Consider the following 20,229-nt stretch of genomic DNA (forward strand, 5'->3'; position numbering starts at 1 on the left):
CGACCCGTCGCCGCAATACTGGTCCGCAGTATCGCCGCGACGGGGAGAACCATGCGCACTGTGCCGGGTCGGGAAGGCGAGCGCCATGACCGGCCATGAGCGCCGCCCGCCCAGGGGTTCGCAGGTCACCGACCCTGTTCTGTCCGTGCGGCAGCTGTCCCGCTTCGAGTGGTCGCCGCGGACGCCGTATCGCGTGGACCGTGGTCTCGTGTTCGTCACCGCGGGAGGCGGCTACGACGCGTACCTGCCACCTCGTCGGCCCACGCGCACCGAGACGGTGGCCAGGCGCTACACCGCCGTGTACGAGGTGGACATGGGCGTGCACCTCTGGTCGGCGCAGGTGGAGCTGCCGAGCGACGACGACGCGTTCGACTTCCTGGCCGAGGTCGACGTGTCCTGGATGGTTCGCGATCCGGCACGGTTCGTGGCGAGCGGGCACCGGGACGTACCCGCTCTGCTCCGGCACGAACTGCTGGCCATGGCCCGACCGGTGACCCGCCGGTTCCACGGGAGTGACAGCGCCGGCGCCGAGCGGGAGCTGCTGGACGAGGTCGGCGCGAGGGGATCCCTCGGGATGTCAGCCGGTCTGCAGGTCACCTGTGTCCTGCGGATGCGGGACACGCAGGCGGAGGGCCGCTCGTATCGCGAGCAGCAGGCGATCGACATCCCCGGAAGGCAGCAGAACGACGAAAGCACGGAGCGTCGTCGCCGGACCACCGCACAGGACTTCTCCGAGGAACGGAAGAGCGCCCAGTACGAGCGGCTCCTGCCGACGGAAAGCGCCGAGTCCCTGGCGCTGCACCTGGCCCGGCACTCGGAGGAGTCGCAGCGGCTGCTGGCGGGTCTGCATGAGGAGCGTCTGCGACTGTGGCGGACGATACTGGAGGAAGGGCACATCCAGGCCGGTGCAGCGGACGCCCTCCTACGGGTGCTCGGGGAGCATGGACAGCCACCGGGGCCCCCGGACACCGTCGGCGAGGCCCGGCTCTCGTCGTTCGAACCGCGGCGGCTCGTGGCGGAGCTCGCCGAACAGGCGCCGCCCGGACGGGACGTACCGCTGCAGGTGCAGGTCGGCCAGGGGCACGGCGACACGGGAGTCGGGGTGGCGCTGCGCGCGTTCGCCGTGCCCGCGCAGGGCATCCGGCTGCTGGTCACCGTCCACGCGCCGGGACTCCTCGCGCTCGGGGACCTGCAGCAGGAACTGACCGTCGTGGCGGGCCGCGACTCCGACGTTCTCCGCTTCGGTCTGCGCACCGCCGCTCCAGGCCTGCACACCGTCACCGTCCGCGCGTTCTGCGGCGGATCGTTCCTCGGCGAGCTGCGGACCCAGATCTCCGTCGAGGAGGATGTGCCGGCCCGGGACGGCCCGCCCCTCGGTGCACCGCTGGACTCACTCGCCTTCGATCCGGGTGAGGTGACCCTGCAGGTCCTCAAGACGGCGGACGGCACGTACAGCTTCCAACTGCTCAGCGAGACCAGCTACGCCCCGGAGTCGTTCCGGCTGCTGGGCGGGGACCCGGAACGGATCACGGAACGCATCTATCAGGAGTTGCGCAACAGTGCCGTCACGGCCCACCCGGCAGGGGCACGACAGGGACGGGAGCGGCTGCGCAACCTCGGGGTCTCCCTGTGGGAGGACGCCGTGCCCCAGGCGGTCCGCCGGCAGTTCTGGGAGGAGGCCGACCGCATCCGCTCGTTCACCGTGCTCGGCGAGCATGACGTCGTGCCCTGGGAGCTGCTCTACCCGATGGACAGCGGGCAGGAAGGCGACGGCTTTCTCGCCGAGTGGCTGCCCATCGTACGGCGCGTTTTCGGCCAGGCACGGGTAAGGGAACTCGCCGTCCCCAGCGCGGCGTTCGTGGTTCCACCGGGCTCGCCTCCCGAGGCCGAGCGAGAGATCGTCGCGCTGCGTGCCAAGTTGGGGCCGACCGTCACCGACGGTGGCACGCTGACGCGGCGCAGTCAGGTGCAGGAACTCATCGACACCGGGCTGAGCGGCGTGCTGCACTTCGCCTGCCACAACACCTTCACGGCCAATGGTTCGCGCGTCGCCATGGAGGACGGCGGTTTCGACCCCCTCGACCTGGCTTACGCCCGGGGGTCCCAGGCATTGCGTGCGACACGGCCACTGGTGTTCTTCAACGCCTGCCGCAGCGCCGGTCAGATCGACTGGTACTCCACCACGCTGGGGTGGGCACCGCAGTTCCTCAGAGCGGGCGCGGGGGCGTTCGTAGGCACTCTGTGGCCGGTACGCTCCGACTCCGCGCTGACCTTCGCGGACGCCTTCTACGACCACCTCGTCCGCGAGCGCCTCCCGCTCGGCGAAGCCTCGATGAAGGCGCGCCGTGCCATCCGCGACCACGGCGGTGACCCCACCTGGCTGGCCTATGCGGTGTACGGCAGTCCGGCCGCACGGGTCGTCGGTGCGTAGCCCGCGGCCGCACGGGTCGTCGGTGCGTAGCCCGCGGCCGCTCGACCGATCGGCCGTCGCGGTCCGACGGCCCGCGCGCCCCGGCTGTACGACCCCCCGAACACGCAGGTCGTAGGACCGGCGGCCGATCCCGGTCCGGCCAAAACTAGGTGGGCGTTGTCAGTGCCGGTCCGTAGGCTCACTGCTGATGGCGACGACACCTGCATCCACCAAGGATTCCGAGAAACCCGGCGACCGCTCCGCCGTGCGGACCCTGCTGCGGCTGTGGCCGTACGTCCGGCCGGTGCGCGCGCGGCTGTTCACCGCCGCGTTCGTGGCGGTGCTCGCCTCCTGCACGGGGCTGGTGATTCCGCTGGTCCTGAAGTGGATGGTGGACGGGCCGGTCGCCGACGGGGACTCCACGGGGGTGTGGTTCGGGGCGCTGTACCTGCTGCTGCTCGGACTGGCGGAGGCGCTGCTGTTCGGGCTGCGGCGGTGGCTGGTGGCGCGGCCGCTGGCGGGCGTCGAGGCGGGCATGCGGGCCGGTCTGTACCGGCATCTCCAGCGGCTGCCGGTGGCCTTCCACGACCGGTGGGCGTCGGGACAGCTGCTGTCCCGGGGCACCACGGACCTGATGCTGGTACGGATGTTCCTCGCCTTCCCCTTGACGTTCCTGCTGGTCAACGGGGTGACGATCGTCGTCGGCGTGGTGATCATGCTGATCCAGGACTGGAAGCTCGGGCTGGTCGTCCTCGTTCCCGCCCTCCCCGTGATCGTCACCTGCGTGGTCTTCGAGTCGCGGTACACCAAGGTGGCCCGACGGGCGCAGGACCAGGTGGGCGATCTGACCACGGTGGTCGAGGAGAGCGTGCTCGGCATCCGGATCATCAAGGGCTTCGGCCGGCACCGCAGTCAGGCTCGGGCGTTCCGGGAGCTGGCGCGCACGCTGCGCGGAACGGAGCTGCGCAAGGCGGGGCTGCTGGCGACGATCTGGGGCGTCATCGTGACGCTGCCCGAGGTGGCCATCGGGGTCGCGCTGGTGCTGGGTACCGTGCAGGTCGCGGACGGGGAGCTGTCGGCGGGGACACTGGTGGCCTTCCTGTCGACCGCGCTCGCGCTGCGGTGGCCCGTGGACTCCATCGGCTTCCTGCTGGCGATGAGCCAGGAGGCGGCGACCGCGACCGAGCGGTACTTCGAGGTGATGGACGCGGAGCCGGAGTCGCAGACCACGACCGCCGCCGTGTCCGCGTCCGCGCCCCCGGCCCCCTCCGCGCCCCCGTCCGCGTCCGTATCCGACGCGGGCTCCGGTGACAGCGGCCTTCGGTTCCACGAGGTGTCGTTCCGCTATCCCGACGCCCCCGAGGGCACGCCCCCGGTCCTCGACCGTGTGGACCTCCACATCCGCCCCGGCGAGTCCATGGCCCTCGTCGGCGCCACCGGATGCGGCAAGACCACGCTCACCACGCTCGTCCCCCGGCTGCACGAGGTGACGTCCGGGCGGATCACCCTGGACGGCGAGGACATCACCGCGATGTCCCGGGCCGAGCTGCGCGCGAAGGTGGCCGTCGCCTTCGAGGAGCCGACCCTGTTCTCCGCCGGTGTCGGTGACAACGTCCTCATGGGCGCGCAGGACACCGCCGGACAGGCCGAGCTGGAGCGGGCACTGGCCGTCGCGCAGGCCGATTTCGTGTACGCGCTGCCGCAGGGCACCGACACCCAGGTAGGTGAGCAGGGGCTCAGCCTCTCCGGCGGCCAGCGGCAGCGGCTGGCGCTGGCCAGAGCCGTGGTCGGCAGACCCCGGTTCCTGGTGCTCGACGACCCGCTGTCCGCGCTGGACGTGCACACCGAGGCCGCCGTCGAGGCCGCGCTCAGGGAGGTCCTCGGGGAGACCACGGCCCTCATCGTGGCGCACCGTCCCTCGACCGTCCTGCTCGCCGACCGCGTCGCCCTGCTCTCCGGCGGCCGGATCGCCGCCGTCGGCACCCACCACGAACTGCTGCGCACGAACGCCGAGTACGCCCACCTGATGGCCGGGACCGAGGAGGCGGACCGATGACGGCGCCCACGACCACCGCACCGGGCAAGGAGCCGCCGGCCGAGGAACCCCCGCGGCCGGACGACGACTTCGACCGGGACGTCCTGCCCACTCCCCCGGGCGCAACCGCCGCCCTGTTGCGCTCCCTGCTGGCGCCGATGAAGGCCCGCGTCGTCGTCACCACGCTCCTGCTGCTGCTCCAGCAGGGAGCCACCCAGGCGGGCCCGCTGCTGGTGGCGTACGCCATCGACAGCGCCGTCCCCGCGTTCCGCGACCACGACCACGGCCCCCTGGTCGCGGTCGGCGTGGGCTACCTGCTGTGCGCGCTCGCCTCCGGGGCCCTGCAGTACGCGTTCGTCATCGCCGCCGCCCGCGTCAACCAGGACGTCCTGCTGGACCTGCGCGGCCGGATCTTCCGCCACGCGCAGGCGCTGAGCGTCGACTTCCACGAGCGCTACACCTCGGGCCGGCTCATCTCCCGCTCCACCACGGACGTGGAGGCCCTGCGGGAGCTGCTCAGCGAGGGCCTGCAGGAGCTCGTCTCCGTCATCCTGTCCTTCGCCTACATCTCGGCGCTGCTGCTCTGGCTGGACCTGCCGCTCGGCGCGGTGGCGGTGGCGTCCTTCGTGCCGCTGTACCTGCTCATCCGGCTCTACCAGCGGCGGGCCGGGCGGGTGTACCGGGTGCGGTCGACGGCCATCGCCGCCGTGATCGTGAAGTTCGTCGAGACGATGAACGGGATCCGGCCGGTGCGCGCGTTCCGCCGCGAGGCGGCCAACGACGCCGACTTCGCGGCGCTGAACAGCCACCACGAGCGGGTCAACGGCGACGCGATCCTCGAGATGGCCCGCTATGTGGTCGGCTCCCGGCTGGTCGCCAACACGGCCGTCGCGGTGATCGTGCTGTGGGGCGCGCACCGGGTGACGGACGGCTCCCTGGAGCTGGGGGTGCTGGCGGCCGCGGTGCTGTATCTGCGGCGCCTGTACGACCCCATCGACCGGCTCGGCATGTTCCTCAACTCCTACCAGTCGGCGGCCGCCTCCCTGGAGAAGATCGCCGGGCTGCTCGCCCAGACCCCGTCCGTGCCGGAACCGGCCACGCCCGGGCAGCTCCCGCCCCTGGAGTCCGAGCACCCCGGCCGCGAGGTCGTCTTCGACGGCGTCCGGTTCGGCTACCGCACCGGCGGCGAGGTCCTGCCCCGCTTCGACCTCACCCTGCCGGCCGGTCAGACGGTCGCGGTCGTCGGCTCCACCGGGGCCGGCAAGTCGACCCTGGCCAAGCTGCTCGCCCGCTTCTACGACCCCTCCGACGGCCGGGTCCTGCTCGACGGCGTCGACCTGCGCGACCTCGCCGTGCCCGAACTGCGGCGCGGGGTGGTCATGGTGACGCAGGAGGCGTTCCTGTTCTCCGGCACGGTCGCCGAGAACATCGCGATCGGGCGGCCGGACGCCACCCGCGAGGAGATCGAGGGGGCCGCGAAGGCCATCGGCGCCCATGACTTCGTCAGCGCGCTGCCCGACGGCTACGACACCGACGTACGCAAGCGGGGCGGCCGTATCTCCGCCGGACAGCGCCAACTCGTGGCCTTCGCCCGGGCGTTGCTCGCCGATCCGGCGGTGCTGATCCTCGACGAGGCGACCAGTTCCCTGGACATCCCGGGTGAGCGGGCCGTGCAGCGCGCGATGACGACGGTGCTGAAGGGGCGTACGGCCGTGGTGATCGCCCACCGCCTGTCGACCGTCGAGATCGCCGACCGGGTCCTGGTCATGGAGCACGGGCGGATCGTCGAGGACGGCACCCCGGCCGAACTGACCGCGGGCACGGGTCGGTTCGCGGATCTGCACCGGGCGTGGCGGGACAGTCTGGCGTGAGAGCGGAGAAGCATGATCGACGCGTACGAGGATCCCGGCACGCCCGACTGCCGTGGCGGCGGCCGGTATCTGTGGTGGCTGGTGCGGTGCCAGCCCGGCCGGTCCGCCGCGGGGGCGCTGCTGGGCAGCACCTGGATGGTGCTGCTGGCGGCCACGCCGTATCTGATGGCCCGGGCGATCGACGAGGGGCTGGAGCCCGGTGACATGGGGGCGCTGGCCGGCTGGAGCGCCGCGCTGTTCGCGGTGGGGTCGTTCAACGCCTGGCTGAGCATCATGCGGCACCGCACCATGACCCGGGTGCGGATGGACGCCAACTTCCGCACGGTCAAGGTGGTCGTCGGGCACGCGGTCCGGCTGGGCGCCGCGTTGTCGCGGCGGGCCGGTGCCGGGGAGGTCGTCACGATCGGTGTGGGCGACGTGCAGACGATCGCCCAGTCGCTGACCGTGGTGGGGCCCGGCGTCGGCGCGGTGGTCGCCTATCTGACGGTCGCCGGTCTGCTGCTGTCGGTGTCGACGGTCATCGCCGCGGTCGTCCTGCTCGGCATCCCGGTGATCGTCCTGGTCGTCGGGCCACTGCTCGCCCGTCTCCAGGGGACGGAGACGGAGTACCGGGAGCGGCAGGGCGTGCTCACCGCGCGGATCGCCGACCTCGCGGGCGGGCTGCGGGTCCTCAACGGGCTGGGCGGCAAGGGGCTGTTCGCCGACGCCTTCCACCGGGACTCGCAGCGGCTGCGGTCGCAGGGCTACCGGGTCGGCGCGGTGACCAGCTGGGTGCAGGCCCTGGGGGTGGGGCTGCCGACCCTGTTCATGGCCGTCGTGACCTGGCTGGCGGCCCGGCTCGCCGCCCGGGGGGACATCACGGTCGGCGAGTTGGTGTCGGTGTACGGCTATGTGGCGGTGCTGGTGGGGCCGGTGGCGTTCTGGGTGGAGTGCGGGTACCAGATCAGCCGGGGCCTGGTGGCCGCCCGACGGGTCGTACGGTTCCTGCGCCTGGAGCCGGCGGCCGACACCGGGACCCGGGACGCGCCCGCGGAGCCCTCGGTGCTGCACGACCCCGTGTCGGGCGTACGGGTGCGGCCGGGCCGGCTGACCGCGCTGGCCGGCGCCCGCCCGGCCGACTGCGCGGCCGTGCTCGACCGGCTCGGCAGGTATGCCCCTTCGGCGGCGACCTGGGGCGGGGTGCCGCTCGACGAGATCGCGTTGGCCCAGGTCAGACAGCGGATCCTGGTCGCCGACCACGAGGCCGACCTGTTCGCGGGACCCCTGCGCGAGCTGGTCGGCGGCGGGGACGAGGAGACGATCGGGCGGGCCGTGCGCGCGGCCGTCGCCGAGGACATCGTGCAGGGACTGCCGGACGGGCTTGACTCGACGATCGACGCCCAGGGACGCAACATCTCCGGCGGCCAGCGCCAGCGCGTCCGGCTGGTGCGGGCGCTGGCCGCCGACCCCGAGGTGCTGCTCGCGGTCGAGCCCACCTCGGCGCTCGACGCCCACACCGAGGCGCGGGTGGCCGAGCGGCTGCGGGCCGCGCGCGCGGGCCGTACGACGGTCCTCACCACCACGTCCCCGCTGGTGCTGGACCACGCGGACGTCGTGCTCCACCTGGTCGACGGCAAGGTCGCGGCCGCCGGCAGCCACCGCGAACTGCTCGATACGGAACCGGGATACCGGGCGCTGGTGGCACGGGACACCGAGACCGCGGACACCGACACCGCGGACACCGTGAACACCGACACCGCGGACACCGCGGACACCGGCGACCACCGGGAGGCCGTACGGTGACCGGCTCGACCTCTTCCGGCCGGCTGCCCGTCGCCGAGCCCGTCGACGTACGGCGGGCCTCCGTGCGGCTGGTGAAGGCCGACGGGCGGGCCTTCACGGCCGTGCTGGCCCTCAACGCGCTGGCCGCGGTCGCGGGGCTGGCCGGGCCGTGGCTGCTCGGACGGATCATCGACGAGGTGCGGGACGGGGGCGGGGTGTCGGCCGTGGACCGGCTGGCACCGGCCCTCCTGCTCTTCGCGGTGGCGGAGTTGCTGCTGGCCCGGTGGGCGCGGTACGTGGGGCACCGGTTCGGGGAGCGGACGCTGGCGCGGGTGCGCGAGGAGTTCGTGGACCGGACGCTGGCGCTGCCCGCGTCGGTGGTGGAGCGGGCCGGCACCGGCGACCTGACCGCCCGCGGTACCGCCGACGTGGCCGCCGTCGGCACCACCCTGCGCGACGCGGGGCCCGAACTGCTCATCAACGGGGTGCAGTTCCTGTTCGCGCTGGCCGCGGTGTTCTTCATCGACCCGCTGCTCGGCGTGTTCGGGGTGCTGGGCCTCATGCCGATCTGGGTCGCGCTGCGCTGGTACCTGCGCCGGGCGCGGGACGGCTATCTCGCCGAGGGCGCGGCCAACTCGGATGTCGCGGAGATCGTCGCGGCGACCGCGTCGGGTGCCCGCACGGTGGAGGCGCTGCGTCTGGAGGAGCGGCGGATCCGGGCGAGCAGGGAGGCGCTGGAGACGTCCCGGCGCACCCGCTTCCACACCCTCTACCTGCGCACCGTCTTCTTCCCCGCGGTGGAGGTGTCGTACCTGCTCCCCGTGGCGGGGGTGCTGGTGATCGGCGGGATGCTGCACGCGCGGGACGCGATGAGCCTGGGGGCGGTGGTGGCGGCGGCGCTGTATCTGCGGCAGATGAGCGACCCTCTCGACCAGATCCTGATCCGCGTGGAACAACTGCAGAGCAGCGGCGCCTCGTTCGCCCGCGTGGAGGGGCTGGCCCGGGCGCCGCGGGCCGACGCGGCCGACGCCCCGGTCCCGGCGGACGACCTGATCGAGGTGACGGGCGTGCGCTACGCGTACGACCGGGGCGGCGAGGTGCTGCGCGGTGTGGACCTGACCGTGCGTCCCGGGGAGCGGCTGGCGGTCGTCGGGCCCTCCGGTGCCGGCAAGACCACACTGAGCCGGCTGCTGGCGGGCGTGGACGCGCCGAGCACCGGCACGGTGACGGTCGGCGGGGTGCCCGTCGTCGGCCTCGGTCCCGAACAGCTGCGCCGCCAGGTCGTCCTGGTCACCCAGGAGCACCACGTGTTCCTGGGCACAGTCCGCGACAACCTCCTGATCGCCGAGCCCTCCGCGACGGACGACGACCTGTGGGCCGCGCTGGAGGCGGTCGGCGCCGGGCCGTGGGTGCGGGAGCTGCCCGACGGTCTCGACACCACGCTGGGCGAGGGTGGCCGGCGTACGGACGGCTCCCAGGCCCAGCAACTGGCGCTGGCCCGGGTCGTGCTGGCCGACCCGCACACCCTGATCCTCGACGAGGCCACCGCCCTCCTCGACCCGACGACCGCCCGCCACACCGAGCGCGCCCTGGCCGCCGTACTGGAGGGCCGCACCGTGATCGCCATCGCCCACCGCCTGCACACCGCGCACGACGCGGACCGGGTGGCGGTGATGGAGGACGGCCTGCTCACCGAACTCGGCACCCACGACGAACTGGTGGCGGCGGGCGGCGCGTACGCGGCGCTGTGGTGGTCGTGGCACGGGGACCGGTCGCCCTCGCCCCAGGGCGACTCGGCGTAGCGCCCGGAAGGGAAATAGTCCGTATATCGAACGTGACCCACCGAACAGCGAACGATTTCCGGCCAAGTTTCTGACGCGCTCCTGACAGAAACCGCCATCTCCTGCGACTCTTCCCACGGCCGCTTCACAGCAACCCCACAGTCGCACCATCGTGGACGGCCGAGCTGTGGCACATGGTTCCGCGCACCGCCCTGTTCTGCCCGGACGGCCCACCCGCCGACCGGTCTTCCCTGGCCGCGCGAACCGCGGCCGCGCAGAAGGAGTCAGTGTTGAGAAGTTCCTCCCACAGACGCACCTCCCACACCCGCACCACCCAGCGCAGGGCCGCCGCCGTGGCCCTCGTCGGCGTCTCGGCCCTGATCGCCGCGGCCGTCCAGTCGGGCGCCGCCACCGCAGCCCCGGAGAAGGCACCGTCGGCCGCGGGAAAGGTCATACCGGGCGCCGAGTCGGTCAAGCTCACCCCCGCACAGCGCGCGGCGCTGATCCGCGAGGCGGACGCCGACAAGGCGGCCACCGCGAAGGACCTGGGCCTGGGCGCCAAGGAGAAGCTGGTCGTCCGTGACGTCCTCAAGGACGGCAACGGCACGGTCCACACCCGCTACGAGCGCACCTACGACGGACTGCCCGTCCTCGGTGGCGACCTGGTCGTCGAGACCGCCCCGACCGGCGCCGCCACGACGGTGAAGGCCACCCGTGCCGCCATCAGGCCGGCCACCACCACGGCCGCGCTGCCCGCGGCGAAGGCCGAGAAGCAGGCGCTCGCCGCCGCGAAGGCGGAGAAGGCCAAGAGCCCCGACGTCAACCGCGCCCCGCGCAAGGTGATCTGGGCGGCCGACGGCAAGCCGACCCTGGCGTACGAGACGGTCGTGGGCGGTTTCCAGCACGACGGCACCCCGCAGGAGCTGCACGTCGTCACCGACGCGGCGACCGGCGAGAAGCTGTACGAGTGGGAGGCCATCGAGACCGGCACCGGCAACACGGTCTACAGCGGCACGGTCACCCTCGGCACCACACAGTCCGGGTCGACGTACAACCTCACCGACGGCGCCCGCGGCAACCACAAGACGTACAACCTCAACCGCGGCACCTCCGGCACCGGCACGCTGTTCTCCGGCCCCGACGACGTCTGGGGCAACGGCAGCCCGTCGAACCTGGAGTCGGCGGGAGCGGACGCACACTACGGCGCCGCGCTGACGTGGGACTACTACAAGAACGTGCACGGGCGCAGCGGCATCCGCGGTGACGGGGTCGGCGCGTACTCCCGCGTCCACTACGGCAACAACTACGTCAACGCGTTCTGGTCCGACAGCTGCTTCTGCATGACGTACGGCGACGGCTCGGGCAACGCCAACCCGCTGACGTCCATCGACGTGGCCGCGCACGAGATGACGCACGGCCTCACGTCCAACACGGCCGGCCTCAACTACAGCGGCGAGTCCGGCGGTCTGAACGAGGCCACGTCCGACATCTTCGGCTCGACGGTCGAGTTCTACGCCAACAACTCCTCCGACGTCGGTGACTACCTCATCGGCGAGGAGATCAACATCAACGGCGACGGCACGCCGCTGCGCTACATGGACAAGCCGAGCAAGGACGGCTCGTCCAAGGACAGCTGGTACTCCGGCATCGGCTCGGTCGACGTGCACTACTCCTCGGGTCCCGCCAACCACTTCTTCTACCTGCTGAGCGAGGGCAGCGGCACCAAGACCATCAACGGTGTCACCTACAACTCGTCCACCTCGGACGGCCTTCCGGTCACCGGCATCGGCCGCGACAAGGCGGAGAAGATCTGGTTCCGCGCACTGACCACCAAGTTCACCTCGACCACCAACTACGCGGCGGCCCGCACCGGCACCCTCGCGGCGACGGGTGAGCTGTACGGCACCACGAGCGCCGAGTACAAGGCCGTGCAGGACGCCTGGGCGGGTGTCGCGGTCGGGGCACGCTCCGACGGCGGCGGTGGCGGTGGCGGCACCTCCTTCGAGAACGCGGCCGACGTGTCGATTCCGGACAACGGGGCGGCGGTCAACTCGGCGGTCACCGTCTCCGGGCGGACGGGCAACGCGCCGTCGAACCTCGCGGTGGCGGTCGACATCGTCCACACCTACATCGGTGACCTCCGGGTGCAGCTGATCGCCCCCGACGGCACGGCGTACACGCTGAAGGCGTACGGCACCGGTGGCAGCGCGGACAACATCAACACCACGTACACGGTGAACGCCTCCTCCGAAGTCGCCAACGGGACCTGGCAGTTGAGGGTCCAGGACAACGCGGCCCAGGACACCGGCTACATCAACAGCTGGAAGCTCACCTTCCCGTAGCCCCCCGGCCGTCCAGGCCTCATGGACAGGGCGCCGCCCCGGTGGTTCGACTCCCCGGGGCGGCGCCCTCTTTTTTTGCCCACTCCATGCCGACGGCTTGTTGGGGCTTTACCGAGGTCAAGTGGGTTTACATTCCCGCAATGTTCACCCCGCCGTCAGTTTTCGGCCAACATCATCGAAGGGTCATGACATGTACGCGGCGTCAATGCCACTCTTCCTCACACCCGCCGCACAACTTCACCACCACCCCGGACGGCACGCCCCATGGCCGCCCGGGCTCCCCCACAAAAGGAGCTTGTGTGTCTTCCGTCTACGCGCGTCACAAGCGCACCACCCTGGCCATCGCCACCGCCGTGGCAGCCGGGGCCCTCCTCACCACCGGCCTGACCACCGCCTCCGCCCAGACCCCGGCGGACCGCACCGGCACCGCGACGGCCAAGCCCCTCGCCGCGCCCACCACGCTCGCCCCGGCCACCCGCACCGCGCTGATCCAGAAGCAGCAGGACGCGGCGGCCGGCACCGCACAGGAGATAGGCCTGGGCGCCAAGGAGAAGCTGGTCGTCAGAGACGTCGTCAAGGACGCCGACGGCACGGTGCACACCCGCTACGAGCGCACCTACGCGGGCCTGCCCGTCCTCGGCGGCGACCTGGTCGTCCACGAGTCGAAGGCCGGCGCCACCCAGGGCGTCACCAAGGCGACGAAGGCCACCATCAAGGTCGCCTCGCTCAAGCCCGCGATCGCCGCGGCCAAGGCGGAGAAGCAGGCCCTGACCGCCGCCGAGTCGGCCGGCTCGGAGAAGACCGAGGCTGACGACGCGCCCCGCAAGGTCGTCTGGGCGGGCAACGGCAGCAAGCCGACCCTCGCCTACGAGACGGTCGTCGGCGGCCTCCAGGAGGACGGCACGCCCAACGAGCTGCACGTCATCACCGACGCCGCCACCGGCAAGAAGCTCTTCGAGTACCAGGGCATCGAGACCGGCAGCGGCAGCAGCCAGTACTCCGGCACCGTCACCCTCGGCACCTACCTGTCGGGCTCGACGTACCAGCTGTACGACACCGCGCGCGGTGGCCACAAGACGTACAACAAGGCGCGCAGCACCAGCTCCTCGGCGGGCACGCTGTTCACCGACGCGGACGACAAGTGGGGCACCGGGAGCACCACCACCTCCTCCACCTCGCAGACCCCGGCCGTCGACGCCGCCTACGGCGCCCAGACCACCTGGGACTTCTACAAGAACACCTTCGGCCGCAGCGGCATCAAGAACGACGGCAAGGCCGCCTACTCCCGCGTCCACTACGGCAACGCGTACGTCAACGCCTTCTGGGACGACAGCTGCTTCTGCATGACGTACGGCGACGGCGAGGGCAACACCAAGCCGCTCACCTCGCTGGACGTGGCCGGCCACGAGATGACGCACGGCGTCACCTCCAACACGGCGGGCCTGAACTACAGCGGCGAGTCGGGCGGCCTGAACGAGGCCACCTCCGACATCTTCGGCACGGCGGTCGAGTTCTACGCGGCGAACTCGAGCGACGTCGGTGACTACCTCATCGGCGAGAAGATCGACATCAACGGCGACGGCTCCCCGCTGCGCTACATGGACCAGCCGAGCAAGGACGGCTCGTCGGCCAACTACTGGTCGTCGACGCTGAAGAACCTGGACGTGCACTACTCGTCCGGCCCGGCGAACCACTTCTTCTACCTGCTCTCCGAGGGCAGCGGGGCGAAGACCATCAACGGGGTGAGCTACAACTCCCCGACGTCCAACGGCTCCACGGTCACCGGGATCGGACGCGCCAAGGCCGTCCAGATCTGGTACAAGGCGCTGACCGAGTACTTCACGTCGACCACCACGTACGCGGGCGCCCGCACCGGCACCCTGAGCGCGGCGGCGGCGCTGTACGGCTCCACCAGCACCGAGTACAAGGCGGTCGCGGCCGCCTGGTCCGCGGTGAACGTGGGCTAGCCGTATCGCGGTGAGGGTTTGACGGGCGGCACCCGGGACGAAGGCATTCCGGGGTGCCGCCCTACTCTTGGGCCCATGTCTTCGAAGGCCTTCACGTACGACGACGTCGGCGCGACCCGACGGAGCGGGTTCTGCCCGCCCGGCTTCCATCCCCTGCACGTCCGCTCCCGCCTGGGTGAGGGCGAGGAAGTCTTCCGCCGGGCCTCCGAGGCGGTCCTGACCTGGGAGATGCACCGCGAGCTGGGCGTCGGCATAGAGGCGAGCGCGAACCGGGCCGCCCCCGAGGTCGACGTCACCGTCACCCTGGCCGGCCTGATCAAGGCCCCCTGCCGCGTGGTGTGGACCGTCGAGGAACACCGCCGGGCCGGCTGGGCCTACGGCACGCTGACGGGCCACCCCGAGTGCGGCGAGGAGTCCTTCATCGTGGACCGGACCGGCGACGGCACGGTCTGGCTGACGATCTCCGCGTTCAGCCGCGGCGCCAAGTGGTACTCCCGAGCGGGCGGCCCCGCGACCCGGGGCCTGCAGCACGCGTACGCCCGACGGTGCGGGGCGGTGCTGCGCCGCCTGTGCGCGCCGGTCGAGAAGGTCTGACCACCACGCCACCGCGCCACGACCGACGCACGGGTCACTGCCACGCATCCACCCCGGAACACCGGTCGGCGACCCCGCCCCGAGGCCCGGTTCAGCACCCTGGCCCGCCGCCCGAACACCGACGCGGCGAGCCCAACCCTCACCACCCGGCACGTCGGCCACGGGCCCGCTCCCACCACTCGGCGACCGGCCCCGTCCCCCGGCACACCGGACCGGCGTTCCGCCTCCCCGCCGAGGCACGGGACCCGAACGCACCCATCGGCACACCGGACCGGCGTTCCGTCTCCCGCCCGAGGCACGGGACAAGAACCACACGCCCTGCCCGGCACACCGGGTCAGCGGCCCGCCGCCCCCGCCGCGCCCGGAACACCGACGCGACAAGCCCAGCCCCCTCACCACCCGGCAGGCCGGCCGACGTGCCCGCTCCCACCACGGCACGCCGGACCAGCACCTCACTTGACCGGCCGGCGCGCCGGGATCGGATACCTCACCGCCCGGCACGCCGGATCGGTGAACCCGCCCCCGCCGTCCGGCGCACCGGCGGTACTCACCGCATCAGGACCCCCGCCGCCTCCACCACGTCCTCCGACGGCAGGGCCACCAGGCCCAGTTCCGTACCGGTCGCCAGGAGACGGTGGGCGGGGAGGATGCGGACCGTGTAGCCGTACGGGCCGGTGCGGTCCAGGGAGAGTGGGCCCTCGTACACCCAGCGGCCCTCCGGGTCCGGGCCGCCCGCCGCCTTCAGCGGGACCGTCACGGCGTCCGTGATGCGGTCCTCCTCGTCCACCCGGCCGGAGACCGCCTGCACCTCGACGTCCTCGGGGGCGAGGCCGCCGAGGCCGACCCGTACCCGCAGCCCGAGGGTCGTACCGAGTTCGGCGGTGGCTGTCGTCGCGGTCGTCTCGACGTGGTCGACGGTCACCCCGTGCCAGGCCGAGCGCAGCCGGGACTTCCACTCCGCCAGTTCACGCGCGGCGTCCGGGGTCATCGTGCGGTGGGCGTGCGCGGCCGGGGCGTACAGCCGCTCGACGTACTCGCGGACCATCCGGCCGGCCAGCACCTTCGGGCCGAGCAGGGTGAGGGTCTGGCGGACCATCTCGATCCAGCGGTCGGGCAGGCCGCCCTGCCCACGCTCGTAGAAGCGCGGGGTCACCCGCTGTTCGAGCAGGTCGTAGAGCGCCGCGGCCTCTATGTCGTCGCGACGGTCGGGATCGGTGCCCGCACCGTCCGCGGTGGGCACCGCCCAGCCGAAGTCGGGCTGGAACCACTCGTCCCACCAGCCGTCCAGCACGGAGAGGTTGAGGCAGCCGTTGAGCGCGGCCTTCATCCCGGACGTGCCACAGGCCTCCAGCGGCCGCAGCGGGTTGTTCAGCCAGATGTCACAGCCCGGGTAGAGCTTCTGCGCCATCGCCATGCCGTAGTCCGGCAGGAACACGATCCGGTGCCGCACCCGCGGATCGTCCGCGAACCGCACCAGCTCCTGTACCAGCCGCTTCCCGCCGTCGTCCGCCGGATGCGCCTTGCCCGCGACCACGATCTGGATCGGCCGCTGAGGGTGCAGCAGCAGGTCCATCAGCCGGTCGCGGTCGCGCAGCATCAGCGTGAGCCGCTTGTACGACGGCACCCGCCGCGCGAACCCGATGGTGAGGACGTCCGGGTCGAGCACACCGTCGACCCAGCCCAACTCGGCCGTGGCGGCCCCGCGCTGCCGCCACGAGGCGCGCAGCCGGTCCCGTACCTCCGTCACCAACTGCTCGCGCAGGTCGCGGCGCAGCTCCCAGATGTCCTGGTCGGGGATGTCCGCGACCGCGTCCCAGCGCTCGGAGCCGCCCACGGTCATGGCGTCCTCGGTGCGCTGGGCGCCGATCTGCCGGGCGCCGAGCCGGAAGACCTCCGGGGCCACCCAGGTCGGGGCGTGCACCCCGTTGGTCACGGAGGTGATCGGCACCTCCTCCGGGTCGAATCCCGGCCACAGCCCGGAGAACATATCCCGGCTGACCGCGCCGTGCAGCAGGGAGACGCCGTTGGCGCGCTGGGCCAGGCGCAGGCCCATCACGGCCATGTTGAAGAGGTTGGGTTCGCCGGACGGGTAGGTCTCCATGCCCAGTTGCAGGACCCGGCCGACGTCGATGCCCGGAAGTTCGGCGTCGGGGCCGAAGTGCCGGGCGACCAGCTCGCGGTCGAAGCGGTCGATGCCGGCCGGCACGGGGGTGTGGGTGGTGAAGACGGTCCCGGCCCGGACCGCTTCCAGCGCGGAGTCGAAGTCCAGCCCCTCGGCGCACAGCTCGGCGATCCGCTCCAGCCCGAGGAAACCGGCGTGGCCCTCGTTGGTGTGGAAGACCTCGGGTCCGGCGTGGCCGGTCAGCCGGCAGTACGTCCGTACGGCCCGCACTCCTCCTATGCCCAGGAGCATCTCCTGGAGCAGCCGGTGCTCGCTGCCGCCGCCGTAGAGCCGGTCGGTCACCCCGCGTTCGCCGAGGTCGTTCTCCTCGACGTCCGAGTCCAGCATCAGCAGCGGCACGCGGCCGACCTGGGCCAGCCAGATCCGGGCGTGCAGCTGCCGGCCGCCGGGCAGGGCCAGGGAGACCGAGGCGGGGGTGCCGTCGGGCTCCCTCAGCTGGGCGACGGGCAGTTCGTTCGGGTCGAGCACCGGGTAGTGCTCCTGCTGCCAGCCGTCCCGGGACAGGGACTGGCGGAAGTAGCCGTGCCGGTAGAGCAGTCCGACACCGATCAGCGGCACCCCGAGGTCGCTGGCCGCCTTCAGATGGTCGCCGGCGAGGATGCCGAGGCCGCCGGAGTACTGGGGCAGGGCGGCCGTGACGCCGAACTCGGGCGAGAAGTAGGCGACGGCCGCGGGCAGCCCGGCCGACTGCTCCTGGTACCAGCGGGCGCCGGTGACGTAGTCCTTCAGATCGGCGGCGGCAGCGGTGAGCCGGCTCACGAAGCCGGGGTCGCCGGCCAGTTCCGTGAGCCGCTCGGGTGGCACGCTGCCGAGCAGCCGTACCGGGTCACAGCCCGCGGCGGCCCAGCGCCCGGGATCGACGGACCGGAAGAGATCGCGGGTCTCCGCATGCCAGGACCAGCGCAGGTTGCGCGCGAGGTCGCTCAGCGGGTGGAGGGGTTCGGGGAGCACGGGTCGGACGGTGAATCGACGGATCGCCTTCACTAGCCACCTCAAGCGGGCGTAAGGAAGAGGACGCACGGCGGTGTGCGTCCCGTCGTCAGCTTCGAAGGTATAGGGGACGGGGCCCTCTCAACCACGGCGCCTTGCCGTGGGTACGGATCCGGTCACATCCGGCGGCCTCGACCCTATTTGGCCGATTCAGCCCCCGTAGGCGTCCTTGTCGTCCTTCGCACCGCACGAGAGGCTGCCCAGTGGCGTACCGGCCCGAGGAGCCGCGCACGCGGCGAACCCCGGCTGCCGTACGTCGAGTTGAGGAGGGGGTACACAGCCATGGCACGGACGCGAACACGGCGTCTGCGCGTGGCGGGGGGCCTGACCGCGGCGACCTGTGCCGCGGCTCTTTCGGCCGTCACCCTGCCCGCGCACGCCGTACCGGAGGGGCGGATACTCGGCGCCGGACAGCCCGGATCCGTCGGCGGAAGTTACCTGGTGACACTCAAGGGGGCGACCAAGGCACCCTCGGCGGCCGGAAAGGACCTCGCCGAGAAGTACGGGGCGAGAATCAGCCATACCTACGACACCGTGTTGAACGGCTACGCCGTCCGCGCGAACGAGAGACAGGCCAGGCTGCTCGCGGCGGACCCGGGCGTCGCCTCGGTCACCCAGGACACCCGGGTGACCCTGGACCACGTCCAGAAGAACCCTCCGTCCTGGGGCCTGGACCGGGTCGACCAGGCGAACCGTCCGCTCGACAGGCGCTACACCTCGCCTGACTCCGCGGGGGCGGGAGTCACGGCCTACGTGATCGACACCGGCATCCGGACCGGCCACAGGGACTTCGCCGGCCGGGCGAGCCACGGCTGGGACTTCGTCGGCGGTGACAGGAGCGCGGGCGACGGCAACGGCCACGGCACCCATGTCGCCGGCACGATCGCCGGTTCCCGGTACGGCGTCGCCAAGAAGGCCAAGGTCGTGGCGGTGCGCGTCCTCGACAACGCGGGCGCGGGGACGACCGCGCAGGTCATCGCCGGGATCGACTGGGTCACCAGGAACGCCAGGAAACCGGCGGTCGCCAACCTCAGCCTGGGCGGCTACCACAACGCCCAACTGGACGCCGCGGTACGCAACTCCATCGCGTCCGGTGTGACGTACACGGTCGCCGCGGGCAACGACGGGATGCCGGCCTCGCTCTACTCGCCCGCGCACGTACGGGAGGCGATCACGGTCGGCGCGACCGACGGGAAGGACACCAGGGCGAGCTTCTCCAACCACGGCCCCGCCCTGGACCTGTTCGCGCCAGGTGTCTCCATCACCTCGGCGTCCCACCGCGCCGACACCGCCGTCGTCACCTCCTCCGGTACGTCGATGGCGTCACCGCACGCGGCGGGCGCGGCCGCGCTCTACCTCGCGGACCACAGGAAGGCCACTCCCGCCCAGGTCGGCAAGGCACTTGTCGCCCAGTCCGGATCCGGGAAGGTCTCCGGGCGGGGGCCCGGGTCACCGGACAAACTGCTGCGGGTGCCACGCTGAGAGGGGCTGCCTGCGGCACCGGCCCCGTTCGGCCTGAACGGGGCCGGTCCTGTGTGCAGATATACGGGTGAGTAGTTAAGAACGTGCCGGATTGCCCACCCGAATAGGGTGGGAAGGCTCCTCCGGTACACCCCTCAGGAAGACCACAGGGACACCACGCAGGACCCACCTCCCCACAGCCATCCGCCCACCCACGTTGACGCGGACAGGAGCGGTCATGCCCGCCACGCACCACTCGTCAGCACCCCCGACACCGAGCACCGACGCAGCACCCCTGCGCCCGGCCGCCGGCCCACCGGCCCCGGAGCCACCCTCCGCGGGCGACACCGCCGACGGCATCGGACGCATACCCGTCCTCGACGTCCGTCCGGTCGTCCGGAACGGGCGAAGGCCCGCCAAGGCCGTCACCGGCGAGACGTTCGAGATATCGGCCACCGTCTTCCGCGAAGGCCACGACGCCGTCGCCGCCAACGTCGTCCTGACCGACCCGGACGGCCGGCCCGGCCCGTGGACGCCGATGCGGGAACTGGCCCCCGGCACCGACCGCTGGGGCGCGGAGGTCACCGCCGGCGCCCCGGGCCACTGGACGTACACCGTGGAGGCCTGGGGCGACCCGGTGGCCACCTGGCGGCACCACGCCCGGATCAAGATCCCGGCCGGCATGGACACGGAACTGGTCCTGGAGGAGGGCGCCCGACTGTACGAGCGGGCCGCCGCCGACGTGCCCAAGAAGGGCAAACGGCAGGTCCTGCTCACCGCCGCCGAGACCCTGCGCGACGAGACGCGCCCTGCGGCGACGCGGCTGGCGGCGGCG

At 72.1% G+C, this 20,229-nt stretch carries 11 protein-coding genes; 10 read left to right on the plus strand and 1 reads right to left on the minus strand.

Annotated features, from left to right (window positions below; genetic code table 11):
- The first annotated feature begins 85 nt into the window (after positions 1 to 85).
- The 8 genes from AQJ84_RS40070 to AQJ84_RS40105 all read left to right on the plus strand — a co-directional run bounded on the left by AQJ84_RS40070 (position 86) and on the right by AQJ84_RS40105 (position 14,761).
- Positions 86 to 2,431: a CHAT domain-containing protein gene (locus AQJ84_RS40070; protein ID WP_051870284.1), complete on the plus strand. Its 2,346-nt coding sequence runs from the start codon at positions 86 to 88 to the stop codon at positions 2,429 to 2,431.
- Between the two features lie 187 nt (positions 2,432 to 2,618).
- On the plus strand, positions 2,619 to 4,466 hold the full coding sequence (locus tag AQJ84_RS40075) for an ABC transporter ATP-binding protein (protein WP_053193204.1): 1,848 nt from the start codon (positions 2,619 to 2,621) through the stop codon (positions 4,464 to 4,466).
- A complete protein-coding gene (locus AQJ84_RS40080) occupies positions 4,463 to 6,316 on the plus strand; it encodes an ABC transporter ATP-binding protein (protein ID WP_030044986.1) in 1,854 nt (617 codons plus the stop codon). Before AQJ84_RS40075 ends, AQJ84_RS40080 begins: the two co-directional genes overlap by 4 nt.
- Positions 6,317 to 6,328: 12 nt before the next feature.
- The gene (locus tag AQJ84_RS40085) at positions 6,329 to 8,098 is read left to right on the plus strand and encodes an ABC transporter ATP-binding protein (RefSeq protein WP_030044987.1); all 1,770 of its coding nucleotides are present in this window, start codon (positions 6,329 to 6,331) and stop codon (positions 8,096 to 8,098) included.
- Positions 8,095 to 9,879, plus strand: a complete 1,785-nt coding sequence (locus AQJ84_RS40090) for an ABC transporter ATP-binding protein (RefSeq protein WP_030044988.1) — start codon at positions 8,095 to 8,097, stop codon at positions 9,877 to 9,879. Before AQJ84_RS40085 ends, AQJ84_RS40090 begins: the two co-directional genes overlap by 4 nt.
- Positions 9,880 to 10,145: 266 nt before the next feature.
- Positions 10,146 to 12,200, plus strand: a complete 2,055-nt coding sequence (locus AQJ84_RS40095; protein ID WP_030044989.1) for a M4 family metallopeptidase — start codon at positions 10,146 to 10,148, stop codon at positions 12,198 to 12,200.
- A 299-nt stretch (positions 12,201 to 12,499) separates the two neighbouring features.
- Positions 12,500 to 14,167 carry a M4 family metallopeptidase gene (locus AQJ84_RS40100; RefSeq protein ID WP_053193207.1) on the plus strand — a complete coding sequence of 556 codons (1,668 nt, stop codon included), beginning with the start codon at positions 12,500 to 12,502 and terminating at the stop codon, positions 14,165 to 14,167.
- A 75-nt stretch (positions 14,168 to 14,242) separates the two neighbouring features.
- Positions 14,243 to 14,761 carry a DUF1990 family protein gene (locus AQJ84_RS40105; RefSeq protein ID WP_030044992.1) on the plus strand — a complete coding sequence of 173 codons (519 nt, stop codon included), beginning with the start codon at positions 14,243 to 14,245 and terminating at the stop codon, positions 14,759 to 14,761.
- Between the two features lie 547 nt (positions 14,762 to 15,308).
- Here AQJ84_RS40105 and AQJ84_RS40110 read toward each other — a convergent pair.
- Positions 15,309 to 17,927, minus strand: coding sequence for a glycosyltransferase family 1 protein (locus AQJ84_RS40110; RefSeq protein WP_053193210.1), 2,619 nt, complete (start codon positions 17,925 to 17,927; stop codon positions 15,309 to 15,311).
- Between the two features lie 288 nt (positions 17,928 to 18,215).
- On the opposite strand from AQJ84_RS40110, the gene AQJ84_RS40115 reads away from it, so the two are divergent.
- Positions 18,216 to 19,415, plus strand: coding sequence for a S8 family peptidase (locus tag AQJ84_RS40115; protein ID WP_030044994.1), 1,200 nt, complete (start codon positions 18,216 to 18,218; stop codon positions 19,413 to 19,415).
- Positions 19,416 to 19,632: 217 nt separating this feature from the next.
- The coding region (locus tag AQJ84_RS40120; RefSeq protein ID WP_159042806.1) for a maltotransferase domain-containing protein at positions 19,633 to 20,229 on the plus strand (597 nt) is incomplete at its 3' end.

It is taken from the genome of Streptomyces resistomycificus (assembly GCF_001514265.1).
Taxonomy (GTDB): domain Bacteria; phylum Actinomycetota; class Actinomycetes; order Streptomycetales; family Streptomycetaceae; genus Streptomyces; species Streptomyces resistomycificus.